Consider the following 11,965-nt stretch of genomic DNA (forward strand, 5'->3'; position numbering starts at 1 on the left):
CCACACAGAGGTAGAACATGACTGTAACGACTTTTTCCGAACTTGAACTCGATGAAAGCCTGCTCAATGCGCTTGAGAGCAAAGGCTTCACACGCCCGACCGCCATTCAGGCTGCGGCCATTCCGCCTGCACTGGAGGGCCGTGATGTGCTCGGTTCTGCGCCAACCGGCACGGGGAAAACAGCAGCATACTTGCTGCCGGTGTTGCAGCATCTGCTCGATTTCCCCCGTAAAAAATCAGGCCCACCGCGCATTTTAATCCTGACGCCGACCCGCGAACTGGCGACACAGGTTGCCGAACATGCGCGTGAACTGGCGGCGAATACCCATCTGGACATCGCCACTATCACCGGCGGCGTAGCCTATATGAACCACGCCGAAGTATTCAGCGAAAACCAGGATATTGTGGTTGCCACAACGGGCCGTCTGCTGCAGTACATCAAAGAAGAGAACTTCGACTGCCGCGCCGTTGAGACACTCATTCTGGACGAAGCTGACCGCATGCTGGACATGGGCTTCGCGCAAGATATCGAACATATCGCCGGTGAAACTCGCTGGCGTAAACAGACCCTGCTGTTCTCCGCAACGCTGGAAGGCGATGCCATCAAAGACTTTGCAGAGCGTCTGCTGGAAGATCCCGTAGAAGTGTCAGCCACGCCATCCACCCGTGAGCGCAAGAAAATTCATCAGTGGTATTACCGCGCCGATAACCTCGAGCACAAAGTGGAGTTGCTGAAGCACCTGCTCAAACAGGACGATGCGACCCGTACCATTGTGTTTGTACGCAAGCGTGAGCGTGTGCATGAGTTAGCTGAAATGCTGCGTAACGCCGGGATCAATAACTGTTATCTCGAAGGCGAGATGGCGCAGGTCAAGCGTACTGAAGGGATTAAGCGTTTGACCGATGGCCGCGTGAATGTCCTGGTCGCCACCGACGTTGCGGCGCGTGGTATCGATATCCCTGACGTGAGCCATGTCATCAACTTCGATATGCCACGTAGCGGCGATACCTACCTGCACCGCATTGGCCGTACGGGTCGTGCTGGCCGTAAAGGTATTGCGATTTCGTTGGTCGAGGCGCATGACTACCTGCTACTGCAGAAAATCGGCCGCTACGTCGAGGAGCCGCTGAAAGCGCGCGTTATCGATGAGCTTCGTCCGACCACGCGTGCACCGAGTGAGAAAATGACGGGTAAACCGTCCAAAAAAGCACTCGCGAAACGTGCAGAGAGAAAAGAGAAAGAAAAAGAGAAGCCGCGCGTCAAACAGCGCCACCGCGACACCAAAAACATTGGTAAGCGTCGTAAGCCAAGCAGTTCGGCGACCGAATCTAAAACTGAAGAGTAAAAAAAAGCCGGGTGTTAACCCGGCTTTTTATTTGCCTAGTAACTGAACCTTAGAGGCTTTCAGTAAAGGTACGCGCGATAACGTCGCGTTGCTGCTCTGGCGTCAGCGAGTTGAAACGTACTGCATAGCCGGATACGCGAATGGTCAGTTGTGGATATTTTTCCGGATGCTTAACGGCATCTTCCAGCGTTTCACGACGCAGCACGTTCACGTTCAGGTGCTGACCGCCTTCAACGCGCACTTCTGGTTTCACTTCCATAGGAATTTCGCGATATTCGATTTCGCCCAGTTTGCTAACCGGTACGATTTCGTCTTCAGCAAAACCCGCTTTTGCTGCAACACAGCGCGCTTCGCCTTTTTCGCTATCCAGCAGCCAGAATGAGTTCAACAGGTCATCGTTTGCTGCTTTAGTAATCTGAATACCCGTAATCATGTGGTGTCTCCCTTAGACTACATTAATTTGGTGTCTGCCCGGCTTCGGGCAATTGGTAAAACCATTGTTGCTTGTGTGTATATATATCACTCACCCACCCGTCATTTATTGATTTAAATCAACAGAAATGCCAACCACACAAACTGTGTGGTCTGATTTTGTTGTTTTAGATCAATTTAACGCCTTCACCGAATCAATTTATCGCGCAGATATTCAATATAAATTGAATGACTTAGCGGCAATTTCAGCGTCGAATTTTGCTCATCAGGATTTAACAGGTAAGCTTAGGCGATTGAGATTTGCAGGAGAGCGAAATGACGACATCCTTAACATGGCACGACGTACTGGCAGAAGAGAAACAACAACCCTATTTTGTTAATACCCTCAGTACTGTTGCCGCTGAACGGCAGGCCGGCCAGACGATTTACCCGCCACAGAAAGATGTTTTCAACGCTTTTCGCTATACCGAACTGAGCGATGTGAAGGTGGTTATCCTTGGGCAGGATCCCTATCACGGACCCGGACAAGCACACGGACTGGCCTTTTCCGTACGCCCTGGTATTGCTATCCCCCCTTCACTACTGAACATGTATAAAGAGCTTGAAGGGTCGATTCCCGGTTTTACCCGACCAAAACACGGTTATCTTGAAAGCTGGGCTCGCCAGGGGGTGTTGTTATTAAACACCGTGCTGACGGTACGTGCAGGCCAGGCGCATTCCCATGCCAGCCTCGGCTGGGAGACCTTTACGGACAAAGTGATCGGTCTGATTAACACGCATTGCGAAGGGGTGGTGTTTTTACTCTGGGGATCGCATGCGCAGAAGAAAGGGGCGATTATCGACCCGGAGCGTCATCATGTTCTTAAAGCGCCGCACCCTTCACCGCTATCAGCACATCGCGGTTTCTTTGGCTGTAATCACTTTATTCTGGCGAATGAGTGGCTGGAAAAACGCGGCGAGAAGCCTATTGACTGGATGCCAGTGTTACCGGCTGAAGGGGAGTAGTCTTGATTGTATGCCCGGTTAACCGGGCATACAGGTAACATCAATGCTTAGGCTTTATTCTGACGCCACCACTCTGCCAGCAGTACGCCGGTAGCCACGGAAACGTTCAGACTTTCAACATTGCCTGTTCCATCGATAGAGACACTCAGATCCGCACTGGACAGCGCAGCATCAGACAGACCATCTCGCTCCTGGCCTAATACCAGTACCATTTTACGTGGCAGCGTCGCTTTGAACAGCGGCGTACCAGCGTGGCTGGAGGTGGTTACGATAGCGTAACCCGCTTTGCGGAACTGCTCAAGGGCATCCAGAACGCTGTCACCCGTGATAGGCTGCACATGTTCCGCGCCGCCTTCCGCCGTGCGGATAGCCGCGCCAGATTCCAGCAGTGCGGCATCCTGCAGTAAAACACCTTTTACGCCAAAGTGAGCACAGCTGCGCATCATCGCACCGAGGTTATGCGGGTTACCCACGTCCTCCAGCGCCAACACACAGTCATCGGCTTCCGCCTCGCTTACCCACTGCTGCACGGTGGTACCGTTACGTTTTTTAATCAGGAAGCAAACGCCACCGTGGTGCTCAGTACCCGATGCTTTTGTCAGTTCGGCATCATCGACCACATGGTACGCCTTGCGATTGGCCGCCATCCAGCGCAATGCTTCTTTGAAGCGCGGCGTTACGCTCTGAATAAACCAGGCGCGAACAATACAGTCCGGACGGCTCTGGAACAGAGCCTGACATGCGTTTTCACCGTAGACGCGGGTCTCTTCAGCACGCTGACGGCGCAACACTTCCGGATCGATAAAGCTTTTTCCGCTAATACCGCCGTGATCGGTTTTAGCCGAGGTCTCTTCGCCCGGTGCACGGGATACGGTACGCCATGGCGATCCCCCGTCACGACCGGCATCGTCACGTTTACGGTCATCGCGTTTGCGGTCTTCACCGCGGTTGTTTCTTTCATCGCGGGCGGGGCGACGGCCACCGTCTGCACGAGATGGACCCGGACGTCCGCCGCCTTTTCCGGTACGCGGATTTGCGGTGCGTTTATCAGAGTCATCATCACTGCGGACATACATCACTTTGACCTTGCCGCTTTTGTTTTTCAGTTCGTCGTTCATGCTTTTCTCCACCAGCGCTGCGCGAAGCGCGCAGATTACCCGATGTATCCCCTCATAGCCATTATTTCGTATCAAAGCTTATGACTATTGTTCTTATTGAATAAAACGCATTGTCGTTTCAAACAGGGTCACTGATAATATGTAACATATTAGAAACACACCGGCCCTGGGCCGCTATGTTCCACTGCTATTCCTGAGGTTAGTTATGAATACCGTATGTGCCAACTGCCAGGCCCTTAATCGCATTCCGGAAGACCGAATTGATGATGTGGCTAAATGCGGACGTTGCGGTCATGAATTGTTCGATGGTGATGTCATCAACGCTACCGGTGCAACTCTGGATAAACTGCTGAAGGACGATCTGCCGGTGGTCGTGGATTTCTGGGCGCCATGGTGCGGTCCTTGCCGTAACTTTGCCCCTATCTTTGAAGATGTGGCTGAAGAGCGTAGCGGGAAGATGCGCTTTGTGAAAGTGAACACCGAAGCGGAGCGCGAACTGAGTGCTCGTTTCCGCATTCGCAGTATTCCCACCATTATGATTTTCAAGAATGGTGAAGTCATCGATATGCTGAACGGCGCGGTACCCAAAGCCCCCTTCGATAGCTGGTTGAACGAATCCCTCTGACATACCCGGGGCACACCGCTTGTGCCCCGCCCACTCCTCTGCGAAAATGGCGTTTTTTCTGCGCATCTCTCATGACTGATAACGCCGTATTGCAACTGCGTGCTGAACGCCTTGCCCGCGCAACGCGCCCTTTTCTCGCCCGTGGTAACCGCATCCGACGCTGCCAACACTGTTTGTTACCGCTGAAACAGTGTCTGTGCGCTACCCTGACGCCAAGCCATGCTACCAGCCGCTTTTGCCTGGTGATGTTCGATACAGAACCCATGAAACCCAGTAATACCGGGCGATTGATTGCCGATATCCTGCCAGATACCGTCGCGTTTCAATGGTCGCGCACCGAGCCGCCAGAGGCGCTACTAGAGCTGGTAGCCAGTGACGCTTATCAGCCGATGGTGGTGTTCCCCGCCTCTTATGCCGGCCCGGATCGCCAGGTGTTGACGACGCCGGCGACGGGAAAACCGCCGCTGTTCATCATGCTGGACGGTACCTGGACAGAAGCGCGCAAAATGTTTCGTAAAAGCCCTTATCTTGATGCGCTGCCGGTGATCTCTGTCGATCTCTCTCGCGTCTCAGACTACCGGCTACGCGAAGCGCATGCGGACGGCCAGTATTGTACCGCCGAGGTTGCCATTGCCTTGCTGGATCTGGCAGGCGATCGCCAGGCGGCTGGCGCATTAGGTCAGCATTTTTCCTGTTTTCGCGAACGTTATCTGGCCGGAAAAACCGTACATAAGGGAAGCGTCACAGCAGCCGAGTCAGAAAGCGTTTAAAATCATCAGGTCACTCGTACTCTCAGGAGACCTGAATGAGCCAGCGTGGGTTAGAAGCCTTACTCCGCCCCAAATCCATCGCCGTTATCGGCGCGTCAATGAAGCCCGAACGCGCTGGCTATCTGATGATGCGCAACCTGTTGGCTGGCGGCTTCAGCGGGCCTGTGCTGCCCGTTACCCCTGCCTGGAAGGCGGTGCAGGGGGTACTTGCCTGGCCGGATGTCGAAAGCTTACCTTATATCCCCGACCTGGCGGTGCTCTGCACGCACGCCCGGCGCAATCTGGATCTGCTGGAAGCGCTCGGCAAGAAAGGGTGTAAAACCTGCATCATCCTCTCCTCTCCTCCTGAACAGCACAACGACCTGCTGGCCTGCGCGGCACGTTATCAAATGCGTTTGCTTGGCCCAAACAGCCTCGGCCTGCTGGCTCCCTGGCAGGGTCTGAATGCCAGTTTTTCTCCGGTGCCCATTCGTAAAGGCAAGCTGGCATTTATTTCCCAGTCGGCAGCGGTTTCCAATACTATTCTCGACTGGGCTCAGCAACGTGAGATGGGCTTTTCGTATTTTATCGCGCTGGGTGATAGCCTCGACATCGACGTGGATGAGCTGCTCGATTTTTTGGCGAGAGACAGTAAAACCAGCGCTATCCTGCTCTATCTTGAACATCTGAGTGATGCGCGGCGGTTTGTCTCTGCGGCGCGTAGCGCGTCGCGCAATAAACCTATCCTGGTGATCAAAAGCGGACGTAGTCCGGCAGCCCAACGGTTATTGCACTCCCACTCCGGAATGGATCCGGCCTGGGATGCCGCCATTCAGCGCGCGGGTCTGTTACGCGTGCAGGACACGCATGAACTCTTCTCCGCCGTTGAAACGCTGAGCCATATGCGCCCGCTTCGTGGGGAGAGGCTGATGATTATCAGTAATGGCGCAGCCCCGGCCGCACTAGCCCTCGATGAGCTCTGGTTGCGTAATGGTAAACTCGCCACCCTTAGCGAAGAGACGTTACAACGACTGCGCGAGGCCTTGCCTGCAGGCGTTGAGCCGGGCAATCCGCTTGATCTCCGTGACGATGCCAGCAATCAGCACTATTTAACGGCCCTAAGCCTTCTGCTCGACAGTCAGGATTTCGATGCTCTGATGGTCATTCACTCGCCCAGTGCCGTGGCTCCGGGCAGCGAGAGCGCGCGGGCGCTGATTGATGGCATTAAAAATCATCAACGTGGCAAGTATGTCTCTGTACTGACCAACTGGTGTGGTGAATTTTCATCCCAGGAGGCACGCCGCCTTTTCAGTGAAGCAGGACTGCCGACCTACCGGACCCCCGAAGGGACTATCACCGCGTTTATGCATATGGTGGAGTACCGACGTAACCAGAAACAGTTGCGTGAAACCCCCGCGCTTCCCGGCAATCTGACCGCGAACACCAGCGGTGCCCGTAACCTGTTACAGCGGGCCATTGATGAGGGCGCGCGTGCGCTGGACACCCATGAGGTGCAACCGATACTTCAGGCGTACGGCCTGAATACTCTACCCACGTGGATTGCCAGCGATAGCGCTGAAGCCGTACATATCGCCGAGCAGATCGGCTATCCGGTCGCCCTTAAGCTGCGTTCTCCGGATATTCCCCATAAGTCTGAAGTTCAGGGCGTCATGCTCTATCTGCGCACAGCCGCAGAGGTTCAGCAGGCGGCCGATGCCATCATCGATCGCGTTAAAATGACCTGGCCCCGGGCACGCATCCATGGCCTGTTGGTACAAAGCATGGCCAACCGCGCCGGCGCGCAAGAGTTGAGGGTGGTCGTTGAGCACGATCCAGTATTTGGTCCGTTGATCATGCTTGGTGAAGGGGGCGTGGAATGGCATCCGGAGGAGCAGGCTGTGGTGGCTCTGCCGCCGCTGAACATGAACCTGGCACGATATCTGGTGATCCAGGCGATCAAGAGCAAAAAGATCCGCGGACGCAGTGCACTCCGACCTCTGGATATTGCCGGGCTGAGCCAATTCCTGGTGCAAGTCTCCAACCTGATCGTGGATACCCCAGAAATTCAGCGTCTGGATATTCATCCTCTGCTGGCATCAGGGAGTGAGATGACCGCTCTGGATGTCACCATGGATGTAGCAGCCTTCAGCGGCGATCGCGAAAGCCGGCTGGCTATTCGCCCTTACCCACAGCAGCTGGAAGAGTGGGTCGAGATGAAAAACGGTGAAAAATCGCTGTTCCGCCCTATCCTGCCGGAAGATGAACCACAGCTGCAGCGCTTTATCGCTCAGGTGACTAAAGAGGATCTCTACTATCGCTATTTCAGCGAAATCAATGAATTTACCCATGAAGATTTAGCTAACATGACGCAGATCGACTACGATCGGGAAATGGCGTTTGTTGCCGTTCGGCGAACCTCTGAAGGTGATGAGATACTCGGCGTAACGCGCGCCATTTCGGATCCTGATAACGTCGATGCCGAATTCGCCGTGCTGGTTCGCTCGGATCTGAAAGGATTAGGTCTTGGGCGGCGGCTGCTGGAGAAGCTCATTAGCTATACGCGCGATCACGGATTACTGCGCCTTAATGGTATTACTATGCCTAACAATAGGGGCATGATCGCCCTGGCGCGAAAACTTGGATTTACCATAGATGTGCAGCTTGAAGAAGGCATCGTGGGGCTAACGCTGCATCTGATGCAGCAGGGTAAACAAGAGTAAGGTACTGGAAATGTTGACCACTTTCGCGGGTACTAATGATATGATTGTCCGCTTCTGTTGTCTGCTTAGTACAGATAACCCTTCAATGAACAGAGAAGAAACGCACTGTGATGTTGTCAAAATTTAAGCGCAACAAACATCAACAACACCTTGCTCAACTACCGAAGATTTCTCAGTCAGTTGATGATGTCGAGTTCTTTTACGCTCCCGCCCATTTTCGGGAAACGCTTCTGGAAAAAATTGCCAGCGCGACGCAACGTATTTGCATCGTGGCGCTTTATCTTGAACAGGATGAAGGCGGCAGCGCTATATTACACGCAATTTATGAAGCAAAGCGCCAGCGTCCGGAACTGGACGTGCGTGTACTGGTCGACTGGCATCGGGCACAGCGCGGACGCATCGGCGATGCTGCCTCTAACACCAACGCTGACTGGTATTGCCGCATGGCCCAGCAGAATCCGGGCGTTGACGTTCCGGTTTACGGTGTCCCTGTAAACACCCGTGAAGCCCTGGGCGTACTGCATTTCAAAGGTTTCATCATTGATGACAGCGTGCTCTATAGCGGCGCCAGCCTGAATGACGTTTACCTGCATCAGCTTGATAAGTACCGTTACGATCGTTACCACCTGGTACGCAATGCGCGTATGGCGGACGTGATGTTTGAGTGGGTCGATCAGAACCTGGTACACGGCCGTGGCGTTAATCGCCTTGATGATCCCCATCGCCCTAAAAGCCCGGAAATCAAAAATGACATTCGCTTATTCCGTCAGGAGTTGCGTGATGCTGCATTCCATTTCCAGGGCGATGCCGATAACGACCAGCTCTCGGTTACACCGCTGGTCGGCCTTGGCAAATCGAGCCTGTTAAATAAAACCATCTTCCATTTGATGCCCTGTACAAACGAGAAACTGACGATTTGTACCCCCTACTTCAATTTGCCGGCAGTGTTGGTTCGTAGCATCATCCAGCTACTGCGCGATGGTAAAAAAGTGGAAATCATCGTTGGCGATAAAACGGCAAACGATTTTTATATCCCTGAAGATCAACCGTTTAAAATCATCGGTGCGCTGCCTTATCTCTACGAGATCAACCTGCGCCGCTTCCTGAGCCGCCTTCAGTATTATGTGAATACCGATCAGCTGATCGTGCGTCTGTGGAAGCACGAAGATAATAGCTATCACCTGAAGGGAATGTGGGTTGACGATGAATGGATGCTGCTGACGGGGAATAACCTTAACCCGCGCGCATGGCGACTTGATCTTGAGAATGCGATCCTGATCCACGATCCGCGTAAAGAGCTATCGGTACAGCGTGAACGCGAGCTGGATCTGATCCGCACGCACACCACCATAGTGAACCACTACCGCGATCTACAAAGTATCGCTGACTATCCGGTAAAAGTGCGTAAGCTGATACGCCGTTTACGCCGCATTCGTATTGATCGGCTTATCAGCCGTATTCTGTAATGCACCTGCCCCGTCATTGACGGGGCTTTTTTATGGAGGTTGCCGTGCGATATCTCCTTCTCCTGGGCTGTTGTCTACTGTGCGGCTGTAGCCACATGGCACAAGACAGCTGGGCGGGCCAGGATAAAGCCCAACACTTTCTGGCTTCCGCTGTGCTCTCTGCCGCCGGGAATGAATATGCCCGGCACCAGGGCTATAGCCGCGATCGCAGCGCAGCTTACGGACTGATGTTTTCGGTCAGTCTGGGGGCCAGCAAGGAATTTTGGGACAGCCGCCCGGCAGGAAGCGGCTGGAGCTGGAAGGATTTTGCCTGGGATATCGCCGGCGCAACCACCGGCTATACCCTATGGCAGCTGGCTGATCACTAAAGACGAATACCTTTGCCTTTACGGTGCAGCATTAAGGAGACGATGAACGCCAGCGCGCCCATGAGCGTGACGTACCAGAAAAAGATCGTCTCGCTACCTATCGATTTCAATGAAAGCGCCACATACTCGGCCGAGCCACCAAAAAGGGCATTGGCCACCGCATAAGACAACCCAACCCCAAGCGCACGCACCTGAGCTGGAAACATTTCGGCTTTAAGAATCCCACTGATCGAGGTGTAAAAGCTGGCGATAACAAGTGCCACCATCACCAGCGCGAAAGCGGCGTAGGGTGAGGAGACATGTTGTAATGCCGTCAGGATAGGCACGGTGCATAACGTCGACATTCCCCCGAATATAAGCATTGAACTACGGCGACCAATTTTATCCGACAGCGCGCCAATAACAGGCTGGATCAGCATAAAGACAAAAAGCGCCACGGTCATAACCATACTCGCCACATTAGCGTGCATACCCGTCGTATTGACCAGATACTTCTGCATATAGGTAGTGAAGGTATAGAAGGTGAGCGATCCCCCTGCCGTAAAACCGAGCACCATCAAAAATGCCTTTCGGTTGCGCCATAGCCCCTTGAATGAACCCGCCTCTTTCAGCGAGCGCACCTCTTTCTGTGACGTTTCATCCAGTTGACGGCGTAGCCACAGTGCCACTATTGCCAACACTGCACCCAGCGCAAAAGGTATGCGCCATCCCCATGCACGTAGGTCTTCATCGCTCAGCACCTGCTGCAGGATCACCACAGCCAGTATGGCTAACAGTTGACCGCCTATGAGCGTTACGTACTGGAAGGAAGCATAAAAACCTTTACGGCCTTCCACGGCGACTTCACTCATATAGGTCGCGCTCGTGCCATATTCACCGCCGACGGATAATCCCTGGAATAGACGAGCGAGCAGCAAAAGCGCCGGAGCCCAGGTGCCGATAACGGCATAGCCGGGCAGACACGCGATCACTAGCGATCCAAAGCACATCATGCAGACTGAAATCAGCATAGAGGTTTTACGCCCTTTACGATCGGCAATGCGGCCAAATAGCCAGCCACCGATAGGACGCATCAAAAATCCAGCTGCAAAAACGCCTGCTGTCTGCAGCAACTGGGTCGTGGTATTACCAGATGGAAAGAAAATATGAGCAAAATAGAGTGAACAGAATGAGTAGACGTAGAAGTCAAACCACTCCACCAGGTTACCTGAAGAGGCACCAACGATTGCCCAGATTCTGCGGCGGGTATCCTGCACCGCGCTCTGTTTATGATCCGTATCTGTACTGGCTACGGTTTCTGTCATTTTAAATCCCCTGTCTTACATTGCGGGCCATTGCACCCATACCAAGTAAAACCGCATTTAAAATGTAGCGTTAGGTAAAAAACTTGTTATTTTTATGTTTCATTAAATTTTGTGAGGCAAATCATAAAAAAGATAACCTCTGGTGATGTCTCCTAGCCCCATTTCTTTTGATGCTCTTGTTTTCGTTGCAGATAGTCCTCATCTGCGCGGATTTTATCCCACCACGTTTTAAAGATTTTGGCCGCTTCGGCCTTCACCGGATCGTGATCTAATGGCTTCACGTTACGATCTTCGTCATATTTTCTTCCTCCTTTATGGTTTGCATAGCGTCTGGCACGGGTATATCCCATCTGAATGAATTTACGGGCCATGTCCATGCCGACAAAGTCATTCTTCTCCCGATATTGCTCGAACAAAGCGTAAATTTCCTGGGCAGACGTCGTGGCAACTTCAGCATTTTTATAGCGCCAGTGGGGGAGGATTTCACTTTTATAAGGTTCAACCAATAACACCCCCTGCTCTCCTCGTCCGACCTGGTAGAGCTCCGGATGCTCGCGAAAGTTTATGTTGGCGAAATCTTGTTGGTAGTTAAAAGGAGGGTTCGGCAAAATAACCTCACTGCTGTGATTTATTTTATTATTTTAGCCAGAGAATAGTGAACGTGCCGTATGCGAATGCAAAGCAAAAAACCCCGCACCTTACGGTACGGGGTTTTTCTTAATTGATGCCTGGCAGTTCCCTACTCTCGCATGGGGAGACCCCACACTACCATCGGCGCTACGGCGTTTCACTTCTGAGTTCGGCATGGGGTCAGGTGGGACCACCGCGCTAA

The 11,965-nt window shown here is 53.1% G+C and carries 11 protein-coding genes and 1 rRNA gene; 7 read left to right on the top strand and 5 right to left on the bottom strand.

Features of this window, described 5'->3' with window-relative positions; all coding sequences use genetic code 11:
• Positions 1–17: 17 nt before the first annotated feature.
• Positions 18–1,346, top strand: a complete 1,329-nt coding sequence (gene srmB / locus WFN75_RS12290) for an ATP-dependent RNA helicase SrmB (RefSeq protein WP_212478441.1) — start codon at positions 18–20, stop codon at positions 1,344–1,346.
• Between the two features lie 49 nt (positions 1,347–1,395).
• On the opposite strand, the gene grcA is transcribed toward srmB, so the two are convergent.
• A complete protein-coding gene (grcA, locus tag WFN75_RS12295) occupies positions 1,396–1,779 on the bottom strand; it encodes an autonomous glycyl radical cofactor GrcA (protein WP_040074456.1) in 384 nt (127 codons plus the stop codon).
• 314 nt (positions 1,780–2,093) lie between these two features.
• Between grcA and ung the strand changes: the two genes are divergently transcribed.
• Positions 2,094–2,783: a uracil-DNA glycosylase gene (gene ung / locus WFN75_RS12300; protein ID WP_336996210.1), complete on the top strand. Its 690-nt coding sequence runs from the start codon at positions 2,094–2,096 to the stop codon at positions 2,781–2,783.
• Between the two features lie 47 nt (positions 2,784–2,830).
• Here ung and WFN75_RS12305 read toward each other — a convergent pair whose 3' ends face one another.
• Positions 2,831–3,901, bottom strand: coding sequence for a tRNA/rRNA methyltransferase (locus WFN75_RS12305; RefSeq protein ID WP_040074454.1), 1,071 nt, complete (start codon positions 3,899–3,901; stop codon positions 2,831–2,833).
• Positions 3,902–4,106: 205 nt separating this feature from the next.
• Between WFN75_RS12305 and trxC the strand changes: the two genes are divergently transcribed.
• The 5 genes from trxC (at position 4,107) to WFN75_RS12335 (ending at position 9,829) form a co-directional block, all read left to right on the top strand.
• Complete coding sequence (trxC, locus tag WFN75_RS12310) at positions 4,107–4,526, top strand: thioredoxin TrxC (RefSeq protein ID WP_040074452.1); 420 nt, start codon at positions 4,107–4,109, stop codon at positions 4,524–4,526.
• A 71-nt stretch (positions 4,527–4,597) separates the two neighbouring features.
• Positions 4,598–5,296 carry a tRNA-uridine aminocarboxypropyltransferase gene (locus WFN75_RS12315; RefSeq protein WP_336996211.1) on the top strand — a complete coding sequence of 233 codons (699 nt, stop codon included), beginning with the start codon at positions 4,598–4,600 and terminating at the stop codon, positions 5,294–5,296.
• Positions 5,297–5,331: 35 nt separating this feature from the next.
• The gene (locus WFN75_RS12320) at positions 5,332–7,995 is read left to right on the top strand and encodes a bifunctional acetate--CoA ligase family protein/GNAT family N-acetyltransferase (RefSeq protein ID WP_286809511.1); all 2,664 of its coding nucleotides are present in this window, start codon (positions 5,332–5,334) and stop codon (positions 7,993–7,995) included.
• Positions 7,996–8,105: 110 nt separating this feature from the next.
• Positions 8,106–9,461, top strand: coding sequence for a CDP-diacylglycerol--serine O-phosphatidyltransferase (gene pssA / locus WFN75_RS12330; protein WP_336996259.1), 1,356 nt, complete (start codon positions 8,106–8,108; stop codon positions 9,459–9,461).
• Between the two features lie 32 nt (positions 9,462–9,493).
• Positions 9,494–9,829 carry a YfiM family lipoprotein gene (locus WFN75_RS12335; RefSeq protein WP_412098718.1) on the top strand — a complete coding sequence of 112 codons (336 nt, stop codon included), beginning with the start codon at positions 9,494–9,496 and terminating at the stop codon, positions 9,827–9,829.
• On the opposite strand, the gene WFN75_RS12340 is transcribed toward WFN75_RS12335, so the two are convergent.
• The 3 genes from WFN75_RS12340 to rrf form a co-directional block, all read right to left on the bottom strand.
• Positions 9,826–11,133: an MFS transporter gene (locus WFN75_RS12340; RefSeq protein ID WP_046884523.1), complete on the bottom strand. Its 1,308-nt coding sequence runs from the start codon at positions 11,131–11,133 to the stop codon at positions 9,826–9,828. The genes WFN75_RS12335 and WFN75_RS12340 overlap by 4 nt on opposite strands.
• 152 nt (positions 11,134–11,285) lie before the next feature.
• On the bottom strand, positions 11,286–11,741 hold the full coding sequence (locus WFN75_RS12345) for a DUF4385 domain-containing protein (protein WP_233801450.1): 456 nt from the start codon (positions 11,739–11,741) through the stop codon (positions 11,286–11,288).
• Between the two features lie 118 nt (positions 11,742–11,859).
• Positions 11,860–11,965, bottom strand: a 5S ribosomal RNA gene (gene rrf / locus WFN75_RS12350); the annotation flags it as partial.

The organism is Leclercia sp. UBA7405 (assembly GCF_037152215.1).
Classification (GTDB): domain Bacteria; phylum Pseudomonadota; class Gammaproteobacteria; order Enterobacterales; family Enterobacteriaceae; genus Enterobacter; species Enterobacter pneumoniae.

Bases quoted from the DNA above. Each gene is read 5' to 3' on its own strand.
- srmB (WP_212478441.1), top strand. From the start codon at position 18: ATGACTGTAACGACTTTTTCCGAACTTGAACTCGATGAAAGCCTGCTC.
- grcA (WP_040074456.1), bottom strand. From the start codon at position 1,779: ATGATTACGGGTATTCAGATTACTAAAGCAGCAAACGATGACCTGTTG.
- ung (WP_336996210.1), top strand. From the start codon at position 2,094: ATGACGACATCCTTAACATGGCACGACGTACTGGCAGAAGAGAAACAA.
- WFN75_RS12305 (WP_040074454.1), bottom strand. From the start codon at position 3,901: ATGAACGACGAACTGAAAAACAAAAGCGGCAAGGTCAAAGTGATGTAT.
- trxC (WP_040074452.1), top strand. From the start codon at position 4,107: ATGAATACCGTATGTGCCAACTGCCAGGCCCTTAATCGCATTCCGGAA.
- WFN75_RS12315 (WP_336996211.1), top strand. From the start codon at position 4,598: ATGACTGATAACGCCGTATTGCAACTGCGTGCTGAACGCCTTGCCCGC.
- WFN75_RS12320 (WP_286809511.1), top strand. From the start codon at position 5,332: ATGAGCCAGCGTGGGTTAGAAGCCTTACTCCGCCCCAAATCCATCGCC.
- pssA (WP_336996259.1), top strand. From the start codon at position 8,106: ATGTTGTCAAAATTTAAGCGCAACAAACATCAACAACACCTTGCTCAA.
- WFN75_RS12335 (WP_412098718.1), top strand. From the start codon at position 9,494: ATGGAGGTTGCCGTGCGATATCTCCTTCTCCTGGGCTGTTGTCTACTG.
- WFN75_RS12340 (WP_046884523.1), bottom strand. From the start codon at position 11,133: ATGACAGAAACCGTAGCCAGTACAGATACGGATCATAAACAGAGCGCG.